This is a genomic window from Streptomyces sp. NPDC087263 (assembly GCF_044744645.1).
Classification (GTDB): Bacteria; Actinomycetota; Actinomycetes; order Streptomycetales; family Streptomycetaceae; genus Streptomyces.
In genome coordinates this window covers 124,310-146,019 of sequence record NZ_JBIUYT010000010.1, presented here as the reverse complement: position 1 = coordinate 146,019, position 21,710 = coordinate 124,310, and the positions used below count along the sequence as shown (strand labels likewise).

Genomic DNA, 21,710 nt, shown 5'->3' with positions numbered 1-21,710 from the left:
TGGCTCGGTGAACAGGTCCAATGGGGATCCTGAAGACAGGTCCATAATCACCGAGGCGTCCGGGTCGGACTTTCTCCAACTCGACATCGGTCAGGCCCCGCTCCGTGGTCGTGCCGACTGGCTGGCGGGGCAGTTGCGGCGGGCGGTCTCCGACGGACGGCTGCCTGTCGGGAGCCGGCTCCCGGCGACGCGGGTCCTTGCCGCCGAGCTCCGTGTCTCGCGCGGGGTGGTGACGGAGGCGTACCAGCGGCTGTCCGAGGACGGGCGTGTGGAGGGCCGGGGCCGGAACGGGACGGTGGTCGTGGCGGCGCCCGCCGACACGTCACGGTCGACCTTCGCACCTCAACAGCGCGGCCGGCGGAGCCTGTTCGCCGACGTTCCAGGCGACGACATCTTCGACCTGATCCGCTCCGCCCCCGCCCGTATCGACCTCTCGCCCGGCGTTCCCGACCTCACGGCCTTCCCCCGGGCGGCCTGGCTGCGTGCTGAGCGGGAGGTGTTCGGGGGGCTGTCCGCTTCGGGGTTCGGTTACGGGGATCCGTGCGGGACGCCGGAGTTGCGGCGAGCCGTGGCGCACTGGCTGGCACGGAACCGGGGGATCAGGGCCGAGCCGGACGAGGTGATCGTCGTCGCGGGGACCGCGCAGGCGCTGGCGCTGCTCGGGCAGGTGTTGCGCGAGGACGGCGTGGAGGAGATCGCGGTGGAGGACCCCGGCTCGCTCGGGGTCCGGCAGCATCTGCAACGGCAAGGGCTCCGTACGCCGCCGGTGTCCGTCGACGCCGAGGGCATCCGGGTGGACGAACTGAGTGCATACGGCGCTGTGTTGCTTACTCCGGCGCACCAGTTCCCAACCGGGGTGGTGCTCGGGGGCGCACGGCGCCGGGAGCTGATGCAATGGGCCGGGGACGGCGGACTGATAGTGGAGGACGACTACGACGCCGAGCACCGTTACGATCGGTCGCCCGTGCCCGCGCTGCGGTCGATGCTGCCGGAGCAGGTCGGCTACGCGGGCAGCGTGTCCAAACTGCTGGCTCCCGCCCTGCGTACGGGATGGGTGCTCCCGCCGCTCCGCTACCGGGACGCGCTGATCGCCGCGAAACGCTTCGCCGACCTCGGCAACCCCGCCCTGCCCCAACTCGTACTCGCCCGGCTCATGGAGTCGGGCGAACTGGACCGGCATCTAAGGCTGTTGCGCCGCCGTCATCGCCGCCGCCGCGATGCCATGATCGCGGCGATCCGGGACCGGCTGCCGGGCGCTGTCGTCCACGGCGCCGCGGCGGGTCTCCACCTCCTGATCACCTTCGAGGGGCGGGAAACCGACGGAGCGCGGTTCCTGGACACGGAGCTTGCGGCGGCCACGCTGGTCCGTGGCGTGAAGGTTCACCCACTGTCCTGGCACCGGCAACGCGCAGGTCCGCCCGGCCTGCTCCTCGGCTACGCCGCATCCTCCGCGCCCGCCATCGTCGAGGGCGTGGCAGCACTCGGCGACGCGTTGCAGGAAGTCCGCTGAGACCGTGCCGCGTACCCCCTCACGCCACCCGGGCAGCCCCCGCGAACGGCATCTGGTCGACCGGAGCCAGTCGTACCGGCGCGCTCGGGTTGGGGGCGTGGATCATCTGGCCGTTGCCCACGTAGATGCCCACATGGCTGATGCCCGAGTAGAAGAAGACCAGGTCGCCCGGGAGGAGCTCGGAGCGTGCGACACGGCGGCCGGCGTTGATCTGGGAGTAGGTCGTCCGGGGGAGCGCGATGCCTGCGGCGCGGTACGCGGCCTGGGAGAGGCCGGAGCAGTCGAAGGCGTCGGGTCCGGTGGCGCCCCAGACGTAGGGGCTGCCGAGCTTCCCGTAGGCGTACGAGACGGCGGCTGCCGCACGGGAGTTGGGGGCGGCGACGGAACCGGCCGGGGCCGCCGGGCTGGTCAGGTCACGAGCTGAGGAGCGCGTGGCGCGGTCGCCCGAGTCATCGGATTCCCCGAACCGGGCGCGCTCTTCGTCGCTCAGGCGGCCCAACAGCTGCCGTGCCGCGTCGAGTTTCCCGGTGACCGTCTTCTTGTGCCGCTTCAGCTCGGCCTGCCGCGACGTGAGCGAGGTCAGCTCGACGTGCGCTGCCCCGCGCAACTGCGCGATCTCCCTCAGCTGTTGACGTACGCCCTCCACGGCAGCCGCCTGCCTGCTGCCCGCTCGTTCGGCGAACGCGGCACCTTCCAGGTACTGGTCGGGATCGTCGGAGAGCGCGAGTTGTAGCGCCGGGTCGAGGCCGCCGTTGCGGTACTGCGAGGCGGCGATCGAACCCAGCGCGTCGCGCGCCGAGTTGAGGCGGTCCTCCTTGCGTGCCGCCTCGTCCTGGAGTATGCTGAGCCGCTCCGCCGCCTTGCCGGCCTTCTCCTTGGCGCCGTTGTACTTCTCGGTGGCGACCTCCGCCTCCTCGTACAACCTGTCGACCTTGGCCTTCACCTGTGCCGTCGACAGCTGGGGCTCGGCGTACCCCGTCCCGTCGAAGGCGGTGGCCGTCGCCGCGCCCGCGAGGGCGATCGTCGCGGCTGTGCGGGCCTTGCTTCCGCCGAGCGAGCGCTGCTTGGGCTTGCGGTGCGCTGCCACGAGGGCCCACATCCTTCCGTACGGCCGCCGGAGCAAAAGCCCGGGCGGTCAGCGGTTACGCGTCCGGCGGCGGCCCGCACAGGGGGAGCGGGCCGCCGCCGGACCTTCTCGGCGAGGTGTCCGGTTGCCGCCCCTGGCCGGGGCGGCGATGGGGAGCCGGGCACCTGGTGGAGGACGCTAAACCTGAGCGTGAGGGCTCGGTAACGCCATGTACGCAATTGGCGCCACTGGATCACTCGATGACCACAAATGGCTGTAAAACCCATGCGATGACGTCGACTTCACCGAGTGTGATGACCGATGCGGCGAATCCGGGACAACCGGGCGTGCGCCGGTGCTATGGGTTACACGGGGTGGGCCGGTGACAAGAGGGACCAGGGTGCACGAATAGGCTCCGGCCTCATGGACGTACTCATCCATCTCTTCGTCGGCCTGCACATCATCGGCATCGCCTCGCTCCTCGGTGGCTTCCTCACTCAGATGAAGGCGATGGGCCGGGGCACGGCCCGTTTCGTCCCCGCGATGCTGCACGGCGCGCTGACCATGCTGGTCACGGGCGTCGTGCTGGTCGGCCTCAACCAGGCGGACGACCAGCCGGTCAACAACATCAAGATCGGCGTGAAGCTGGCGCTGCTGATCGTGATCCTGGGGCTCGTCTATGTGAAGCGCGACGACGAGAAGGTGGAGAAGGGGCTCTTCGGGCTCGTCGGACTCCTGACGACGGCGAACATCTTCATCGCGGTGTTGTGGACCTGATTCATCGCGGTGCTGCGGACCTGAGTCATCGCGGTGCTGCGGACCTGATTCAGCGTGGTGCTGCGGATCTGACGGCCCCGACCGCCACCGCCGACCAGACGGCCACCGCGATCCACAGCAGTACCTCTCCCAGCCCCTCGGTCCACGAGACGTCGAGGGCGGTCGAGACCGCCAGGGTCGCCACCGCCGTCATCCCCAAGGGGAACACGGTCGCCCAGCGCCGCACGTCGTAGCGAAGGCGTGGCCGGGCCAGTTCCGCGGCGGCCAGGACGCAGGACCAGGCGAGGCCGAGGACGAGCAGGGCGGTGGTGGTGGCGCGCAGGACGCCGTTGTCGTCGCCGTTCCACAGGTACGCGTCGACGTTGTGTGCCGCGACGAGCCTGGCCCCGGCCAGCGCCGAGACGGCGAGTGCGCCGCCCGCGATCCAGTGGTCCCCGGCGCCCGTCCCCACCTCCCTGATGTCGAAGCGCGCGAACGCCACCCCGTAGAGCACGATCCCGAGCCAGAACAGCACCAGCGCGGCATGCGCGAGCCAGTCCGCGCCCACGGCCGCGGCGAGCGTGGCGCCCAGCACGGAGAGCCCCTGCGTGGCCACGCACACGAGGAACACCCCGCCCGGCATACGACGACTCCAGTGCCGTACGACGGCGAGGAGCAGCGCCGGCCACAGCACGGCCGACAGTGCCAGCAGGGCCTCGGCGACCTCCTGCCACCCCAGCGCGGACAGCCGCATGCCGAGCACCGTCGTCGCCGCGACGGCGGTGAGCGCGGGGGGCGTGCTCGCCTCCGTCGCCCAGCGCGACCGGTCCCGTACCAGCCGTACGACGAAGTCCGCGGCGAGCGCGAGCCAGGCGACGGACGTCAGGGCCAGTGCGGCACGGGACAGCGTCTCGTAGCCGGTCAGATGCAACCCGAGCGAGATGATGCCGGTCGCCATGACGGCGGCACCGGCGGCCGGCGGCCACTCGGCCCACCAGGTGCGGAGCTGGGAGATGGCCGGCATGGGCCCGATGCCAAGGATCTTCGGGCGGGTTGCCCGCGGGGCACGCGCGCGCGGGATGAGGAACGGGAGAGGAAAACGCGGGGCACGCACGCGCGTGGAACACGAAAACGTGCTCCACGCGCGTGCGTGCCCCGCGGAAGGTGTCGCGCGGGCGATGGGTTACGCGGGCCGTACCACGCTGTGGATGGCCGACTCGCCGTCGTAGAAGATCGACTCCTCGCGGACGTACGCGCCCGGCTTCGGGGCGTGGATCATCATGCCGTTGCCCATGTAGAGGCCGACGTGGCTGACGTCGCCGTAGAAGAAGACCAGGTCGCCGGGCTGGGCTTCGGAGAGGGAGACGGTCGTGCCGGCGGTCACCTGGTCGTAGGTGACGCGCGGGAGGATGACGTCGGCGGCCCTCCAGGCGGCTTGGGTGAGGCCCGAGCAGTCATACGAGCCGGGGCCGGTGGCGCCCCAGACGTACGGCTTGCCGACCTGACCGCGGGCGTACGAGAGGGCCTTGGCGGCCTTCGTCGCGTACGCGGCGTCGGCGGCGGTGGCCGAGCCGGAGGAGGTGCCGGTCGTCGCGCTCGACGACGACTCCTGGGCCGCCTGTGCCGCGGCGGCTGCCTGCTGCTGCGCCAGCTCCGCCGCCTTGCGCTCGGCCGCCCTGCGCTGCTCCTCCTCGATCGCGGCGAGCCGCGCCTTCTCCTCGACGGTCAGCTGCGAGAGCAGCTCGCGCGCCTTGGCGAGCTTCTGCTGGACGTCGGTCTTGGACGCCTGTAGGGCGTTCTGCGAGGTGGTCAGCGTCTCCAGGCTCCGGGAGGCCTCCGTACGCGTCTCGGTGGCGGCGGCCTGCTCCGTGACGTAGTCGTCGACAGCCGCCTTCCGGCGGTCGGTCAGACGGCTCATCAGCTGGGTCTGGTCGAAGTAGTCCTGCGGATTGTCCGCCAGCAGGAGGGAGGCGGCGTCGGGGGTCGCGGCCCCGGTGCGGTACTGCGTCGCGGCGACCGAGCCCAGCTCCTCACGCGCGGTGTTGAGCTTCTCCGTGCGCTGGGCGACGTCGTCGAGGAGGGTGTCGACCTTCTTGCGCTGCTTGGTGGTCTTCTCCTTGGCCGCGTTGTACTTGTCGGTGGCCGATTCGGCCTGCCGGTAGAGGTCGTCGACCTTCTTCTCGACCTCTTCGAGGCTCGGCTTGGACTCTTCGGAGGGCGCGGCGTTCGCCGTCTGGGAGAGCAGGGCCACCGAAGTGAGGGCCGCCGTGGCGAGAGCGGGGGCCGTGCCCGCCACGCGCGAACCCGGGAACCATTTGCGTTGCGACGCCAAGGGAGGCGACTCCTTCCATCATCCGCCTACCGGGTTAGCTGTCGGGTTCGGGCGGGTGGTTCGGAAGGGTTGCCCTACGGTCTCTGCCCGACAAGGCAGTTGGACCGATTCACCCCAAGTTCGGTGGGTCCCCGGTTCCGGCTGCCACGAGGGCGCACCGAATTCGGCGGAGGCCACCGCGGCCCGGCGACGTTCGCCGGTGGGGGTCGGGCGGCCTGATCAGCACGCTAGCCAACTCGTGCGGCTTCTGTGAAGGTTGATGTTCGAAATGCCCGATACATTTTCGTGACCTTAGTCATGAGGTTCGTCACCCCTCGTCAATTCGGCGGGATATCGGGTGAGTTGCGCGGAGGGCGATGTCCTCGCTCTCTTTCGGGCGGTCGCGGCGGGGTGCCGCCCCGGCGGGCGTCGCCGTGAACTCGTACGGCTGGAATGTGCACGGGCGGGAATGTGCACGGGCTGGAATGCGTACGACGGGAGGGTGCATGGCGGGGAAGGCGTGCGGTTTGGCCTGGCTGGTCGCAGGCTGTAACGGTGCGGTTCCGGAGGGCCGTCGGGTCTGAGGGCCCCTCGGCCGCTGAGTACCGTCACGAGTTCTGGTCGAGTTTTCGGGGTGGCGGCGGGGTGTCAGTGGGGCCGCCTAGACTCGGAGAGCGATGAGCAGCCTCTTTGATGACAGCTTCCTGGCGGACCTCAAGCCCTCGGCGGCCCATGAGGAAGAGCCCCCGCCGCCCGAGGACGGGACGGCCGAGCCGCTTCCGGACGACCTGTTCGGCGGCCGCTTCGACGTGCCGCCGAGCCGCGACGCGTACTACCGCGACGGCGCCCCGCGCCCCGTCGTGGACGCGGCCGCGCTCCTGGACGGGCTGAACGAGAACCAGCGCGCGGCTGTGGCGCACTCCGACTCCCCCCTGCTCATCGTGGCCGGTGCGGGCTCCGGCAAGACCCGCGTGCTCACGCACCGGATCGCCTATCTGCTGGGCGAGCGCCATGTCCACCCCGGCCAGATCCTCGCGATCACCTTCACCAACAAGGCCGCGGGCGAGATGAAGGAGCGCGTCGAGCACCTCGTCGGCCCGCGCGCCAACGCCATGTGGGTGATGACCTTCCACAGCGCGTGCGTACGGATCCTGCGCCGCGAGAGCAAGAGGCTCGGCTTCACCTCGTCGTTCTCGATCTACGACGCCGCCGACAGCAAGCGGCTCATGGCCCTGGTCTGCCGTGACCTGGACCTCGATCCGAAGCGTTTCCCGCCGAAGTCCTTCAGCGCCAAGATCTCGAACCTGAAGAACGAGCTGATCGACGAGGAGGACTTCGCCGCCCAGGCCACCGACGGTTTCGAGAAGACCCTCGCCCAGGCCTACGGGATGTACCAGTCGCGGCTGCGCGAGGCCAACGCGCTCGACTTCGACGACCTGATCATGACGACGGTCAACCTGCTGCGCGCCTTCCCGGACGTCGCCGAGTACTACCACCGCCGCTTCCGGCACGTCCTGGTGGACGAGTACCAGGACACCAACCACGCGCAGTACGCCCTGGTGCGCGAACTCGTCGGCACCTCCGAGCACCCCGTGGACGTCCCGCCCAGCCAGCACGACCTGCCGCCCGCCGAGCTGTGCGTCGTGGGCGACGCCGACCAGTCGATCTACGCCTTCCGCGGTGCCACCATCCGCAACATCCTCCAGTTCGAGGAGGACTACCCGAACGCGACGACGATCCTCCTGGAGCAGAACTACCGCTCCACCCAGACGATCCTCAGCGCGGCCAACGCGGTCATCGAGCGCAACGAATCCCGCCGCCCCAAGAACCTGTGGACGAACGCGGGCGCGGGTTCGAACATCACCGGCTACGTCGCCGACACCGAGCACGACGAGGCCCAGTTCGTCGCCGACGAAATAGACCGTCTCACCGACGCGGGCGACGCCAAGGCGGGCGATGTCGCGGTCTTCTACCGTACGAACGCCCAGTCCCGTGTCTTCGAAGAGGTCTTCATCCGCGTCGGCCTGCCCTACAAGGTCGTCGGCGGTGTCCGCTTCTACGAGCGCAAGGAGGTCCGGGACGTCCTCGCCTATCTGCGGGTGCTGTCGAACCCGGAGGACTCCGTTCCCATGCGCCGGATTCTCAACGTCCCCAAGCGCGGTATCGGTGACCGCGCCGAGGCGATGATCGACGCCCTCTCGCAGCGTGAGAAGATCAGTTTCCCGCAGGCGCTGCGACGCGTGGACGAGGCCTACGGAATGGCGGCCCGCTCCACGAACGCGGTCAAGCGGTTCAACACGCTGATGGAGGACCTGCGGACGATCGTGGAGTCGGGCGCGGGCCCGGCCACCGTCCTGGAGGCCGTACTCGAACGCACCGGCTACCTCGCCGAGTTGCAGGCGTCCACCGATCCACAGGACGAGACCCGGATCGAGAACCTTCAGGAACTCGCCGCCGTCGCCCTGGAGTTCGAGCAGGAGACCGGTGAGGGCGAGACCCCGGCCGGCCTCGCTGCCTTCCTTGAGCGGGTCGCGCTCGTCGCCGACTCCGACCAGATCCCCGACGAGGAGGACGGCAACGGCGTCATCACCCTCATGACCCTGCACACCGCCAAGGGCCTTGAGTTTCCCGTGGTGTTCCTCACGGGTATGGAGGACGGCGTCTTCCCGCACATGCGCGCGCTGGGCCAGGTCAAGGAGCTGGAGGAGGAGCGGCGCCTTGCGTACGTCGGCATCACGCGCGCGCGGGAGCGGCTGTATCTGACGCGGTCGTCCCTGCGCAGTGCGTGGGGGCAGCCCTCGTACAACCCGCCGTCCCGCTTCCTGGAGGAGATCCCGGAGGCCCACCTGGAGTGGAAGCGCACGGGTGCGATGGGTCCCGCCTCGGCGAACCCCGTGTCGGGCGTGGCGGCTTCACTGTCGTCGTCGCTGTCGTCCTCGCGTTCACGGTCCGCGGCCTCGGGTGCCTCCGGGTTCGCGACGCGACGAGGTATCGCGGAGAAGCCGGTGGTGTCGCTGGCGGTCGGCGACCGGGTCACGCACGACCAGTTCGGCCTGGGCACGGTCGTCGAGGTGAAGGGGACGGGCGCGAACGCCGAGGCGACGGTCGACTTCGGGGAGCCGAAGCCGAAGCGGTTGCTGCTGCGGTACGCGCCGGTGGAGAAGCTGTAGGTACGTCGGCGGGGGTGCGGGGGAGGGGTTGGAGGCGAGGGTTGGGGTCCGGCGGTTACGTCGGGTCCAGGCCGTGGCTGCGTAGCCATGGCAGAGGGTCGATCGCCGAGCCGCCTGCCGGGCGGACCTCGAAGTGCAGGTGCGGGCCGGTGGAGTTGCCGGAGTTCCCGGAGTTCGCGATCGGGTCGCCGGCCTTCACGGTCGTACCGGACGCGACCTGATAGCTGGAGAGGTGGCAGTACCACGTCTCCGTGCCGTCCATCGCGGTCACGATCATCATGTTGCCGTACGCGCTGTTCCACTGCGTCCGGACGGTCCCGTCGGTCGCGGCCATCACCGTCGTGCCGTACGGCACCGGGAAGTCGATGCCGGTGTGGATCGACATCCAGTTGACGCCCGCCTGGCCGAAGTAGGCGCTGAGCCCGTGCTGCGCCACCGGCAGCGCGAACTTCGGACGCAGCCGCTCCTTGGTCGCAGCCGCCTCCGCCGCCTTCTTCCGCTCGGCCTCCTGCTCGGCCTCGAGGTCGATACGTTCCTGCGTGCGGCTCGCCCGGTCGGCGAAGTCGTCCGCGCCCGCGGAGAGACTCTGAAGCTGAGTGTCCAGCTTGTTGTTCGCGGCGGACGGCTTCACCGCGGTCGCGTCGGACGCGCTGAGCGTCGTTTCTTTGGTCTCGTCCCCGTCGACGCTCACCACCGAAGCGGCGGCGATCCCCGCCACGCCCATCACACAGGCCGAGGGAACGGCCACGGTCAGCAGCGCGGAACGCTTCGCGGGGCTACGGCGACGGGAGCGGGCGGCGGACCGCGACACGGATCGCGGGGCCGGGGTCACTTCTTCCATGTCGTCGAGCAGTAGCGGCACCTCGGGCTCGTCACCCTCGTCGCGCCTGTCGGTCGGCCTCTCGAACTCGTCCTCCGCGGCGGCGGGTTGCTCGTACCGGACCTGCTCGAAGGTCGAGGTCGCCTGCTGGTCGAGGGGTTCGGGCTCGGGCTGATGCTCGTAGGACTCGTGCTGAGCGTGTTCGTGTTCGTACGCGTCCTGGCCACCGGCGGAGTTCCACTGCGTGGCGTCGTACGCGCCCGTTTCCTGGGTGGGTGCGCTCCACTGCTGGGTCAGGTCGGCCGACTGCTCGGGGTGGAGCCAGGCGTTCGCGTCCCACTGGCCCGAGGTGTCCGGGTTGGGGTGCTGCGCGGGAACGTCGGCGAGCTGCTGGTAACCGGCCGCCCACGTCGTCGTTTCGTAGCTGCCGGTGTCGTAGGCGGCCTGGTGCTGCGCCGCGTACGGGTCGTAGTTCAGCGTCTGGTGGCTGCCGGTGCCCAGTGTCTGGTGGCCGTCCGTGCTCCACTGCGTGGCGTCGTACGAACCCGTGCCGTCGCCCGGCATGTTGCCGAAGAGGGGGTCGGTCGCGAAGCTCGTCGTCTCGAAGGCCGGCGTTTCGAAGTGCCCGGTCGCATAGGTGGCGTTGGAGCCCGCTTCAAAACCGGTGGCGGGATAACTGTCGTACGTGGTGAAGTCGCCGTACTGGGCTTCCTGCCCGCCGTACGACGCATAAGGCGTCGAGGCGACATCGGAAGCCGGGGCCGGGGGAGTGGCAATCCCCGACGGAGGACGGTCGTTCACCAACTTCTCTTTCGCCGACAACAGGGGCTGGCAGAGCAGTGCGGTGACTGTACCCGGCAGTACGCGGGCGCGACAATCTTCCGCAGGTTTCCCCCTCGTAGGAAACGGGCATTCGGCGGTGTTTCGGGGGACTGCGGGCACGGCTTTGGCCTGGCGTTCGATCAGCGTTCGATTGCGGACGGCTGTCTGGTTGCTGTCAGGCCGCTCTCGGCCAGCTGTCGACGCGCTCTTTAACTCGCGCGCGGCTCGCTCTGGTCTCGCGCTCGGCTCACTTTCGTCTCGCTCTCGTCTTGCTCTCGTCTTGCTCTACGGGGTGACCGTCACGCCATCGTCAGGCGACTGTGAGACCGCCACCGGTCTGGACGGCGACCTGGGCTGTCGGTTCCTCGGTGTCCAACGCCTGCCGTATGCCGGTCGCGACGGCGGGATGCACGGGCAGGGCGAGATGCCCGACACCACTCACCCGTACGTTCTGCGCGAGCAGGTCCGGGTGATCGACGCAGGCCGTCTCCAAAGGGTCCATCAGCTGGTCGAGGTCGCTCCAGAAGCTCACGAAACGCGTACGGCAGCCCGGCGCGGGCCTGCGCAGTTCCTCGATCACCTCGGAGCCCGGGCGCATCTGACGGACGATCGGGTGTGCGTTCATCAACGGGGCGACGCGGGTGCCCGAGTGCGGTGTGCCGAGTGTGACGAGGGTGCGTACGTGCGCGTCACCGCCGAGGCGCTGCACGTAGTAACGCGCGATCAGTCCGCCGAGGCTGTGCCCGACGATGTCCACGCGGTCCTGGCCCGTGCGCTCGCAGATCTCCTCTATGTGCCGGCCGAGCAGCTCCGCGGCGGGGCGGATGTCGCATGTCAGCGGCGAGTAGTTGAGCGACTCGATGTGCTGCCTGCCGTGCTGGGCGAGGTTGCGGCGCAACAGGACGAAGACCGAGCGGTTGTCGATGAAGCCGTGCAGGAGGACGACCGGGGGCTTGGCCTCCGTGGGCAGTCGCGTGGTGTCCGGTGAGGGGAGCGCGGGAGTGGCGCGGCGCTCCTGGGCCATGCCCGACGGGTAGAGGAGGAGGTGCCCGGCGAGGATCGCGATCTCCAGGGCTGTCGCCTTCAGGAGAACCATCGAGAGTCCTGCCAGCTTGCTCGGAAAAAGGCGCTGGCAGAGGGGAAGAAAGGGCAACGCTGCCCTGGTGACCTTCATGGCCGACCTCCTGTCGGCACGCGGAGGACGGCTCTGTCCCCCGTGTGCACTCGTGGAGAGTCGCGTATGCCGGTGGTGGCTCGGTCGACGTCGGCTATTTGCCGGGTCGAGCCGGACCGATCCCCGGTCGACGCCGGGCCGGGATCGGCCCGGCTCGGCGGTCGTTCGGCCGGTGTCGGTGGTGTCGCGACGGTACGTCTGTGGCGCGTGGGGCGCCGGTCGACGCGACGGGGTCCGTTCCGTCGGGGGTGACGTGGGTTCCTGCCGTCGCCGACTGTGCGACGGTGGGCTCCTCCGGTATGCGGCGGGGCCCTCGGTCCTTGTCGTCCTCGTACGGGTCTGGCTCCCCGCTGTCGTGCCATCGCCGATGTGCCCCACCACTGCGGTGTCCCGCTGACGACGCCGTGGTGCGGCCACCTGATAGCGGCTCTCCTTGCGCAGGCTCCGGCTGTGGTTCATGCGCCGCGGGTCCATGCGGTGCGTGTGCCGCAGGAACCCGGAGCGGTGCGCGGCGAACTTGTCCCACCGTGTGATTTCCCCCTCGGTATCCACCGCGAAACTGCCGGTTGCGGGATGCTGGGGATAACGTTCGTTCACTTCGTCGGGCTGGGTGTGGTGCGGAGGCCTGTGCCGTAGGCGCGCGCGAATGTGTGCGTGGCGCGCGTGTGGTGTGTGTCTGGTGGTGCGCGCATGGTGCGTCGAGCGACGGAATGTGCGATATCTGTCGGTGTGTGTTGGTGCAGGTTGGCGTAGTCGGTTCATGGAGGCAGTGATGGGTGTGGCAGCCGGTCCGATCCGCGTGGTGGTGGCCAAGCCGGGGCTCGACGGCCACGATCGAGGGGCCAAGGTGATCGCGCGTGCGCTGCGTGACGCCGGTATGGAGGTCATCTATACCGGGCTCCATCAGACTCCCGAGCAGATCGTCGACACCGCGATCCAGGAGGACGCCGACGCGATCGGTCTCTCGATCCTGTCCGGCGCCCACAACACGCTGTTCTCGGCCGTCATCGACCTCCTCAAGGAGCGCGACGCGGAGGACATCAAGGTCTTCGGCGGCGGGATCATTCCCGAGGCGGACATTGCTCCGCTCAAGGAGAAGGGGGTCGCGGAGATCTTCACTCCGGGGGCGACCACCGGGTCGATCGTGGACTGGGTGCGGGCGAATGTTCGGCAGCCGGCCGGGGCGTAGGGCTGGCGGGGGCGCCTTGTGGGGGTGGGTGCTGTTCGGTGCGGGTGCGCGCTGTCCGGTGCGGGCGCGGGTGCCGGTGCCCGTGCCGGTGTGCGCTGTCCGGTACGTCTGGTGGGTGGGTCGGGGGCGTGCCGGTACGTCCCGCCCGTCGCCGACGGATCAGACGTCGGGCAAGGGTGCGGGGGTTCGGTGACGCGGGCGTACGCGACGGGCATCTGGACGTACCGGCACGCCCCCTTCCGCCGTCCGGCGGGTGCGGGTCGTGGGGTGGCGGCAATGCTTTTCGGCTCCGGCCCGGCGGTCGTTGAGCTCTTCAGCCCCGGCGGGGCTGAAGAGATCTCTAGGCTGTCCGGCGTTTGAGGACGAGCTCTTCGGACGGTGGGGGTCTGTGGCGGAGCCCCGGGTACGGGATGGGTAGGGGCGTCGGGGGCGAGGAAACTGCTTTACGTCGGGTCGGGTGGGGTGAGTTCCTTGGTCATCGTGGCGCGTAGGCGGAGGGTGGTGACGAGGCGTTGGAAGGCCTCGGACCAGTAGCTGCCGGCGCCGGGGGCGGCGTGTTCCGGCTCGTCGGGGACGCCCGTGAGTGCTTCGAGTCGTATGGCCTCCGCGGGGTCGAGGCAACGCTCGGCCAGCCCCATGACCCCACTGAAACTCCAGGGGTAACTCCCCGCGTCCCGCGCGATGTCGAGCGCGTCGACCACCGCCCTCCCCAACGGCCCCGCCCAGGGCACCGCACACGCCCCGAGCAACTGAAACGCCTCGGACAACCCGTGCGTGCCGATGAACCCGGCCACCCACTCGGCCCGCTCGGCGGAGCCCAACGTGGCGAGGAGTTTCGACCGCTCCGCCAGGGACACCGCTCCCGGCCCCCCGGCCTCGGGGGCCGAGGGCGCCCCGAGGAGCGCCCTGGACCACCCCGGATCCCGCTGCCGCACCGCCGCCCGGCACCACGCGGCATGCAACTCTCCCTGCCAGTCGTCCGCCACGGGCAGGGCGACGATGTCCTCCGGCGTACGTCCGCCCAGTCGTCGCGGCCAGGTCGCGAGCGGCGCCGCCTCGACCAACTGGCCCAGCCACCAGGACCGTTCGCCTCGCCCGGCGGGAGCCTTCGGCACCACACCGTCCCGCTCCATGCCCGGGTCGCACTCGTGCGGTGCCTCGACCACGATGGTGGGGGTGCCCTGGGTGCGGTCGACGGCCACGCAGGAACCCGCTCGGGCCGCCATCCGCGCGGCGAGCGCCGATTCCGGCAGTGCGGACAGCAACTCCGCCGCCGTCGCACGTACGTTGCGGCTCCGGTCGGCGAGTGCCTGTTCCAGGAAAGGCTCGTCGGCCGCGCCCAGCTTCGACCGCAGTGAGTCGAGGAACATCAGCCGGTCCTCGGCCCGCTCGGTCGCCCATGTCGTGGTGAGCAGCTCGCGGGCGGCCGCCGGCTGCCGGGTCCGTATCGCCGTAAGCAGCGCGACCCGCTCGGCGAACAGGCCTTCCTGCCAGAGCAGTTGTATGCTCCCCGGCTCTTGGCTCCCTTCGAGCGGGGGGACACCCATGGGCTCAGCGGGGTCCGGGAGCGCCGTACCGCCGCCCGGCGTGGAGCGCAGTACGAAGCGCCAGTCCGGGTTCAGCCGTGCCAGCCACAGGGCGCGCGGCCCGGCGAAGGTCAGCGCGGCCGGGCGTAGATCCGTACGGCCCCGGGCCGCGTCCAGGAGAGCGGGCAGGGCTTGCGGGGGTGCCGCGAAGCCGCGCGCATTGGCCAGGGCGAGCCACTGCGGCAGCAGTTCCATGAGGTCCGGTGCCGTCCCTCTGCGGCCGCTGCCCCCGGTGCCGGGCCGGTCCGTCAGCAGCAGCGTGAGTCTGTGTGCGGCAGCGGGTGGCAGGGGCGGGCGTGGATCCGGCGCCGCCTGCTCGGGTCGGGCCGCTGCCCGCGCTGGCCGCACCCCGGCCCGCCGCCGCAAGGTCTCCACGGCGGCCGCGTCCAGCAAAGCCATCGGTGCGTCCTGTCCCGGCCCGCACCCTGGAGGCGTTCGCCGCTCGGTCCCGAGCAGCGCCACCGTGACGAGGTCCTCCCAGGAGCCCCCGACGGGCGCGCCCGCTGGAACAGAGGTCGTGTTCATGAGCGTCGGCATCCTTTCCGTAGGGAGGTGGGTGGTCAGCACAGCGACACCGCCTCTCCCGGGCCCTGCGGCCAGGCCGTCAGCGGAGTGAAGCCGTGGTGGCCGCACTCGCCGAAAACGGTGACGGGAGCGCCGCCGGAGAGAGCGGCGAGGCGCCACAGGCCGGGGAGGGAGTGGCGTGCAGGGGCGATGGGCAGGGCCAGGTCACCGTCGGCATCGGCCAGTTGCCAGCGGGGTGCGACCGCGGTTGTGTCGCCGTCCGGGGTCGGTATGACCCGGTCCAGGGTGACGGGGTAGGAGTCGAGCCAGGGATCGGCCCGCAGAGCATCGCCGTAGCGGGACGCCGCCTGGGGTGTGGAGACTCCCGGTGGCCGTGTGGTGGTGGGGGTCGGTGGTGTGAACTGTTCGCCGAGGGCTGCTCGTAGCTGCCCGGCGCCGGCATACGCGGACAGCTCCGCCTCGAAGGCCAGCCCGACGGGCAGAGCCAGTTCCGGTGCGCGGCCGGTGGCTCCGTAGGAGAGGAGCAGCGCGGTGCGGCCGGACTCCGATCCGTGCAGCCAGATCCTGCGTGTGGTGAGACGGCTGTCCGCCGTGTCGTACTGAGCCAGGACCAGCCAGTGGTCACGCACCGGCGGGCCGTCCGCCGAACCGGGCAGCCCGATCCGGGAACGGACCGTCATGGCAAGACCGTCCGGCAGACGCTCGCGCCGCAGCCAGCCCTGATCGAGGAGGTGCAGCAGCGCGCACTCCTCCAGAAGCCGCACCGGCCAGCCCGGGCCGGACGACGGGATCGCCCCCAACTCCCGCACCCGCGCGGCCAGTCCAGGTGCCTGCGCGTCGACCATCCGGGCCGCCGTCTCCTCCCACTGCCCGTACCCGGCCTGCTCGGCTCCGGCGAGGCCGCCCCGCAGCAGATCCGCCAGCCGCTGCTCCAACTCCGCCGCGCCCGCCGTGATCCGCTCGGCCCGCCGCTCCGCCCGGCGCCGCGCACCCTCCGGATCACCCGACGAGGCCGTCCCAGATGCCCCGCCCGTCGTCGTCGCCCTCCCCGCCGCGCGCTGTTGTCTCCCGGCTATCCACTGCTCCGCCCAGTCCGGCGCATGCCCCCGCGGCACCGTGCCCTCCTCGCCCGCCCAGAGCAGCAGCAGCCCGAGCGCGTGCTTGCACGGGAACTTGCGGCTGGGGCAACTGCACTTGTACGCGGGCCCGGTGGAGTCCGCGATATCGATGACCGTCTGATACGGCTTGCTGCCACTTCCCGCGCACAGTCCCCATACCGTCCCCTCGTCAGAACTGCCTGCCTCCGACCACGGCCCGGTCGCGCCGAGCTTGCTTCCCGCTTTGCGTGACGCTGCGTCAGGCGCCAGTGCCAGCACCTGATCCGCAGTCCAGCGCACCCCCTGCTGAGTCATGTCATCGAAGGTAGGTCCCACCACTGACAATCGACTCTCGCGAGGGCGTTTGTGCAGGTCAGATCGCATTGTCAGTGGCGTGGTGCACGGTGGAACCAGTCCGAACCGGCCGATCGAACCAACCGATCGAACCGGCCGAGCTGGAGGGGGACCTAGCCATGTCTGTGTCCGTTGAGCCGAGTGAGTCGACGTCCGTCAATCCGCCCGCGGGAGCGGCCCCGCACAACGCGGGCGAGGTGCTGCGGCCGCACGCCGAGGACGCCTTCGCAGCCGAACTCGCCGCGCTGGCCGCGCAGGACGACCGGCCCCGCCCGGCCCGCTGGCGGCTCTCGCCGTGGGCCGTGGCCACCTATCTGCAAGGTGGCACGCTGCCGGACGGCACAGTGATCACACCCAAATATGTGGGACCGCGCCGCATCGTCGAGGTCGCTGTCACCACGCTCGCCACCGACCGTGCGCTGCTCCTTCTCGGCGTGCCCGGCACCGCGAAGACCTGGGTGTCCGAGCACCTGGCCGCGGCGGTCAGCGGCGACTCCACGCTGCTGGTACAGGGCACGGCCGGCACACCCGAGGAGGCGATCCGGTACGGCTGGAACTACGCGGAGTTGCTCGCGCACGGGCCGAGCCGGGCCGCCCTGGTGCCGAGTCCGGTCATGCGCGCCATGGCGGAGGGGATGACGGCGCGGATCGAGGAGCTGACCCGTATCCCGGCCGACGTACAGGACACGCTCATCACGATCCTGTCGGAAAAGACGCTGCCGATACCGGAGTTGGGCTCGGAGGTGCAGGCCGTCCGCGGTTTCAACGTGATCGCCACGGCCAACGACCGCGACCGCGGGGTCAACGAGCTGTCGAGCGCACTGCGCCGCCGATTCAACACGGTGGTGCTGCCGCTGCCGGAGAGCGCCGACGCCGAGGTGGACATCGTCTCGCGCCGTGTCGACCAGCTCGGCCGCTCCCTCGACCTGCCCGCAGCGCCCGACGGCATCGACGAGATCCGCCGCGTCGTGACCGTCTTCCGCGAGCTGCGTGACGGAGTCACGGCCGACGGGCGTACGAAACTGAAGTCACCGAGCGGCACGCTGTCCACCGCCGAGGCGATCTCCGTCGTCACCAGCGGGCTTGCGCTGGCAGCCCACTTCGGCGACGGCGTTCTGCGGGCGAGTGACGTCGCCGCCGGCATCCTCGGCGCCGTCGTCCGCGACCCGGCGGCCGACCGCGTCATCTGGCAGGAGTACCTGGAAGCGGTAGTCCGCGAGCGGGACGGCTGGAAGGACTTCTACCGAGCCTGCCGGGAGGTGAGCGTATGAGCGAAGTCCGGGGGGAGAGTGCCGGGCACGTCGACACTGAGGGGGATCTTGTGACGGGCGTCGACAGGCCGCCATCCGGGAGAGGGGCACCCGGCTACGGGCCACTGCTGCTCGGCGTACGGCATCACGGGCCGGGGTCCGCGCGGGCCGTGCGGGCCGCACTGGAGGCAGCGGCTCCGCGGGTCGTGCTGATCGAGGGGCCACCGGAGGCCGACGATCTCATCCCGCTCGCGGCCGACCAGGGCATGCGTCCCCCGGTCGCCCTCCTCGCCCACGTCGTGGACGAGCCCGGCCGCTCGGCCTTCTGGCCACTGGCCGAGTTCTCTCCGGAGTGGGTGGCCATCCGTTGGGCGTTGGATCACGGGGTTCCGGCCCGGTTCATCGACCTTCCGGCGACCCACACGCTGGCCTGGGGGCATGAAGAGGACTCCTCGGAGGACGGGGAGGAGGTCGCCTCGGAAGCCGTCCGTGTCGACCCTCTCGCCGTGCTGGCCGAGACCGCCGGTTATGACGATCCCGAGCGGTGGTGGGAGGACGTGGTCGAGCACCGTGGCGGGGCGGGAGGCGATCCGTTCGCGCCGTTCGCCGCGCTCGGCGAGGCGATGGGGGCGCTGCGCGAGGCGTACGGGGTCGGTGGGCATGAGCGGGATCTGCTGCGCGAGGCCCACATGCGGCTCCAGATGCGTTCCGCGCAGCGGGAGTTCGGGGACGAGGTGGCCGTGGTGTGCGGGGCCTGGCATGTCCCCGCACTGCGGCAGAGGACCACCGTCGGCGCCGACCGGGCGTTGCTCAAGGGGCTGCCCAAGGCCAAGACCGACATGACCTGGGTTCCGTGGACGCATCGCCGGCTTTCCCGGGTCAGCGGGTACGGGGCGGGTATCGACTCGCCGGGTTGGTACGGGCATCTGTTCGGCGCCCCCGACCGCCCGGTCGAGCGCTGGATGACGAAGGTCGCCCGGCTGTTGCGCGACGAGGACCGGATGGTCTCGTCCGCGCACGTCATCGAGGCGGTGCGGCTGGCCGACACGCTCGCCGCGATGCGCGGCCGCCCGCTGCCCGGGCTGACCGAGACCACCGATGCCGTACGAGCCGTGATGTGCGAGGGCTCGGACGTGCCGCTGGCGCTCGTGCGGGACCGGCTCGTGGTCGGGGACGTGATGGGGGAGGTGCCGGAATCCGCACCTGCGGTGCCGTTGCAGCGCGACCTCGCGCGGCTTCAGCGGAGTCTGCGGCTCAAACCGGAGGCGGCGGAGCGGGAGTTGGAGCTCGACCTGCGCAAGGAGACCGACGCCGGGCGGAGCAGACTCCTGCACCGACTGCGGCTGCTGGCCATCGGCTGGGGCGAGCCCGTCGCGTCGCGCGGCAGCACCGGAACCTTCCGTGAGACTTGGCGGTTGCGCTGGGAGCCCGAGCTGTCCGTGCGGGTCGCCGAGGCCGGGGTGTGGGGGACGACCGTGCTGTCCGCCGCGACCGCCAAGGCCGACGCGGACGCGATCGGCGCGGCCTCCCTGGCCGACGTCACAGCACTGGCCGAGCGCTGTCTCCTCGCCGAACTCCCGGACGCACTGCCCGTGGTCATGCGAGTGCTCGCCGACCGGGCGGCCCTCGACGCCGATGTCGGACACCTCGCCCAGGCTCTGCCCGCACTGGTCCGTTCCCTGCGGTACGGCGATGTACGCGGCACCGACACACACGCCCTCAACGACGTCGCGGCGGGCCTCGCCGAGCGGATCTTCGTAGGACTCCCGCCGGCCTGCGCGGCTCTCGACCCCGACGCCGCCGAGGAGATGCGGCGCCATGTGGACGCGGTGCAGGGGGCGGTGGGGCTGCTGGCGGGGGCGGGCGGCGTCGCGTCATCTGACGCCGCCGTGTCACCCGACTCGGGCGTGTCACCCGGCCCTGGCGTGTCACCTGACCCTGGCGTGTCACCCGGCCCTGGCGTGTCCTCCGACCCTGGCTTGTCCTCCGACGTCAGACCCTCGTTCGACGGCAGGCCGTCATCCGGGGGCATCCGCCGCCGCTGGCAATCCGTGCTTCGGGTGCTGGCAGGGCGGGACACCGTGCCAGGGGTGATCCGCGGGCGGGCCGTACGACTGCTGCTGGACGAGGGTGAGTTGGCGCAGGACGAGGCCGCCCGGCTCATGGGGCTCGTGCTCTCGCCGGGGACGACGCCGGGGGACGCCGCCGCGTGGATCGAGGGGTTCGTCGGGGGTGGCTCCGGGAGCGGAATGCTGCTCCTGCACGACGAGCGGCTGCTCGGGCTGGTGGACGCGTGGCTGACCGGAGTGCCGGCGGAGGCGTTCACCGATGTGCTGCCTCTGCTGCGGCGGACGTTCTCGGCGTACGAGGCCGGAGTGCGCAGGACCTTGGGCGAGCTGATCAGGCGTGGCCCAGGGGCAAGGGGCAGCGCCACGGTCACGGCCTCCGGGATACCCGGGTTCGCTCCCGAGCTCGACCCCGAGCGCGCGGACGCCGTACTGCCGGTGCTGCGGCTGCTGCTCGGGCTGGACGAAGGCGACGGCGGGGGCGACGACGGCGACGGCTCAGCCGGCGACCGCGTGAGTGACGACAACTACCTTGTGGAGGTGGCCCGATGACCGCATCGGTGGACGCGACCGACGGGGTCGCTGGGACCGGCGTGACCGGCGTGACCGACACGACCGGCGCTGCGGGCGAGCGGCTGCGGCGCTGGCGGCTCGTGCTGGGGGGCGACGAGGCTGACGGCACCGGATGTGCTCTCACCGGGCAGGACGCAGCGATGGACGGGGCGCTCGGCGCGTTGTACGGGAAAGGGGGCAAGGGGCAGCCGGGGCGGGACCGTTCGGCGGGGCTCGGGGCGTCCGCGCCGTCCGTAGCGCGCTGGCTCGGGGACATCCGGACGTACTTCCCGTCGTCCGTCGTCCAGATCATGCAGCGGGACGCCATGGACAGGCTCGGGCTGTCCGCCCTTCTGCTGGAGCCCGAGATGCTGGAGGCGGTGGAGGCCGACGTCCACCTAGTGGGCACCCTCCTCTCCCTCAACAAGGCGATGCCGGAGACGACCAAGGAGACCGCGCGGGCCGTCGTACGGAAGGTGGTCGAGGACCTGGAGAAGCGGCTCGCCACCCGTACGCGGGCCACGCTCACCGGCGCTCTCGACCGCAGCGCCCGGATCAGCAGGCCCCGCCACCACGACATCGACTGGAACCGCACCATCGCGGCGAACCTGAAGCACTACCTGCCCGAGTACCGCACGATCGTGCCCGAGCGGCTGATCGGCTACGGGCGGGCGTCGCAGTCCGTGAAGAAGGAGGTCATCCTCTGTATCGACCAGTCGGGGTCGATGGCGGCCTCCGTGGTCTATGCCTCCGTCTTCGGCGCCGTCCTCGCGTCCATGCGGTCCATCGCCACCCGGCTCGTCGTCTTCGACACGGCTGTCGTCGACCTCACCGACCAGCTCGACGACCCGGTCGACGTCCTCTTCGGCACGCAACTCGGTGGGGGTACGGACATCAACAGGGCGCTCGCGTACTGCCAGTCGCAGATCACCCGGCCCGCCGACACGGTCGTCGTGCTCATCAGCGACCTCTACGAAGGGGGGATACGGAACGAGATGCTCAAGCGGGTCGCGGCGATGAAGGCGTCGGGGGTGCAGTTCGTGACGCTGCTCGCGCTGTCCGACGAGGGGGCACCGGCGTACGACCGTGAGCACGCGGCGGCCCTCGCGGCACTGGACGCACCGGCGTTCGCCTGCACACCCGATCTGTTTCCCGAGGTGATGGCGGCGGCTGTCGAGAAGCGTCCGTTGCCAATACCGGACACCAGGTGAGGAGAGCCTCCCCCTGCGCACCCCGCGCCCCTCGGCAATCCCACCGGCAATCCGACCGGCGTACCGGACCACCGGTCGGCCGTCGGCAACGGTGGGTCGCGCCACGGTGACGCGCATGCCGTCACTGCTCACCACCGGATGCCGCTGCGGTTCGTGCCCGGCGCGTCCGCTTCCGCGGCGGTGACCGTGGTCGAGGCCCGGGACAGGTACCCGGACATTCCCGTTTTCCCCGGCTGGACAGCCCCCTCCTG

The 21,710-nt window shown here is 70.8% G+C and carries 14 protein-coding genes and 1 riboswitch; of the genes, 7 read left to right on the top strand and 7 right to left on the bottom strand.

The genetic code is table 11. The features are described 5' to 3' along the window. Positions 1 to 7 precede the first annotated feature (7 nt). Positions 8 to 1,510 (top strand): PLP-dependent aminotransferase family protein, encoded by a 1,503-nt coding sequence (locus tag ACIPC1_RS30315; RefSeq protein WP_402522664.1) that lies wholly within the window; start codon positions 8 to 10, stop codon positions 1,508 to 1,510. 19 nt (positions 1,511 to 1,529) lie between these two features. On the opposite strand, the gene ACIPC1_RS30310 is transcribed toward ACIPC1_RS30315, so the two are convergent. Beyond that, entirely contained in the window at positions 1,530 to 2,597 is a 1,068-nt protein-coding gene (locus ACIPC1_RS30310; protein ID WP_402522662.1) for an NlpC/P60 family protein, read from the bottom strand. A 402-nt stretch (positions 2,598 to 2,999) separates the two neighbouring features. On the opposite strand from ACIPC1_RS30310, the gene ACIPC1_RS30305 reads away from it, so the two are divergent. After that, positions 3,000 to 3,353: a hypothetical protein gene (locus ACIPC1_RS30305; protein WP_385736960.1), complete on the top strand. Its 354-nt coding sequence runs from the start codon at positions 3,000 to 3,002 to the stop codon at positions 3,351 to 3,353. A gap of 49 nt (positions 3,354 to 3,402) precedes the next feature. Here ACIPC1_RS30305 and ACIPC1_RS30300 read toward each other — a convergent pair whose 3' ends face one another. Continuing rightward, complete coding sequence (locus tag ACIPC1_RS30300; protein WP_402522659.1) at positions 3,403 to 4,356, bottom strand: tellurite resistance/C4-dicarboxylate transporter family protein; 954 nt, start codon at positions 4,354 to 4,356, stop codon at positions 3,403 to 3,405. Positions 4,357 to 4,515: 159 nt separating this feature from the next. After that, entirely contained in the window at positions 4,516 to 5,664 is a 1,149-nt protein-coding gene (locus ACIPC1_RS30295; protein WP_402522656.1) for an NlpC/P60 family protein, read from the bottom strand. 7 nt (positions 5,665 to 5,671) lie between these two features. Further along, a riboswitch (cyclic di-AMP (ydaO/yuaA leader) is annotated at positions 5,672 to 5,843 on the bottom strand. A 477-nt stretch (positions 5,844 to 6,320) separates the two neighbouring features. On the opposite strand from ACIPC1_RS30295, the gene pcrA reads away from it, so the two are divergent. After that, positions 6,321 to 8,813, top strand: coding sequence for a DNA helicase PcrA (gene pcrA / locus ACIPC1_RS30290; RefSeq protein WP_402522653.1), 2,493 nt, complete (start codon positions 6,321 to 6,323; stop codon positions 8,811 to 8,813). 55 nt (positions 8,814 to 8,868) lie between these two features. Here the strand turns inward: pcrA and ACIPC1_RS30285 are convergent, their stop codons facing one another. Together ACIPC1_RS30285 and ACIPC1_RS30280 are read right to left on the bottom strand one after the other, a co-directional pair. Further along, positions 8,869 to 10,434: a peptidoglycan DD-metalloendopeptidase family protein gene (locus tag ACIPC1_RS30285; protein WP_402522650.1), complete on the bottom strand. Its 1,566-nt coding sequence runs from the start codon at positions 10,432 to 10,434 to the stop codon at positions 8,869 to 8,871. A gap of 331 nt (positions 10,435 to 10,765) precedes the next feature. Continuing rightward, positions 10,766 to 11,629, bottom strand: coding sequence for an esterase/lipase family protein (locus tag ACIPC1_RS30280; RefSeq protein ID WP_402522648.1), 864 nt, complete (start codon positions 11,627 to 11,629; stop codon positions 10,766 to 10,768). Between the two features lie 772 nt (positions 11,630 to 12,401). Here ACIPC1_RS30280 and ACIPC1_RS30275 point away from each other — a divergent pair. Further along, positions 12,402 to 12,818, top strand: a complete 417-nt coding sequence (locus ACIPC1_RS30275) for a cobalamin B12-binding domain-containing protein (RefSeq protein WP_402522646.1) — start codon at positions 12,402 to 12,404, stop codon at positions 12,816 to 12,818. A 443-nt stretch (positions 12,819 to 13,261) separates the two neighbouring features. On the opposite strand, the gene ACIPC1_RS30270 is transcribed toward ACIPC1_RS30275, so the two are convergent. Then, positions 13,262 to 14,929, bottom strand: coding sequence for a DUF5691 domain-containing protein (locus ACIPC1_RS30270; protein ID WP_402522643.1), 1,668 nt, complete (start codon positions 14,927 to 14,929; stop codon positions 13,262 to 13,264). A 35-nt stretch (positions 14,930 to 14,964) separates the two neighbouring features. Continuing rightward, positions 14,965 to 16,341, bottom strand: a complete 1,377-nt coding sequence (locus ACIPC1_RS30265; protein ID WP_402522641.1) for an SWIM zinc finger family protein — start codon at positions 16,339 to 16,341, stop codon at positions 14,965 to 14,967. Positions 16,342 to 16,499: 158 nt separating this feature from the next. Here ACIPC1_RS30265 and ACIPC1_RS30260 point away from each other — a divergent pair, with 158 nt between their 5' ends. Genes ACIPC1_RS30260 through ACIPC1_RS30250 form a run of 3 tightly spaced genes read left to right on the top strand, consistent with a single transcriptional unit; the run spans position 16,500 to position 21,459 of the window. Next, positions 16,500 to 17,651 carry an AAA family ATPase gene (locus ACIPC1_RS30260; RefSeq protein ID WP_384379587.1) on the top strand — a complete coding sequence of 384 codons (1,152 nt, stop codon included), beginning with the start codon at positions 16,500 to 16,502 and terminating at the stop codon, positions 17,649 to 17,651. Continuing rightward, entirely contained in the window at positions 17,648 to 20,248 is a 2,601-nt protein-coding gene (locus tag ACIPC1_RS30255) for a DUF5682 family protein (protein WP_402522639.1), read from the top strand. The genes ACIPC1_RS30260 and ACIPC1_RS30255 overlap by 4 nt, the downstream gene beginning before the upstream one ends. Beyond that, positions 20,245 to 21,459, top strand: a complete 1,215-nt coding sequence (locus ACIPC1_RS30250) for a VWA domain-containing protein (RefSeq protein ID WP_402522637.1) — start codon at positions 20,245 to 20,247, stop codon at positions 21,457 to 21,459. Before ACIPC1_RS30255 ends, ACIPC1_RS30250 begins: the two co-directional genes overlap by 4 nt. Positions 21,460 to 21,710: the final 251 nt, after the last annotated feature.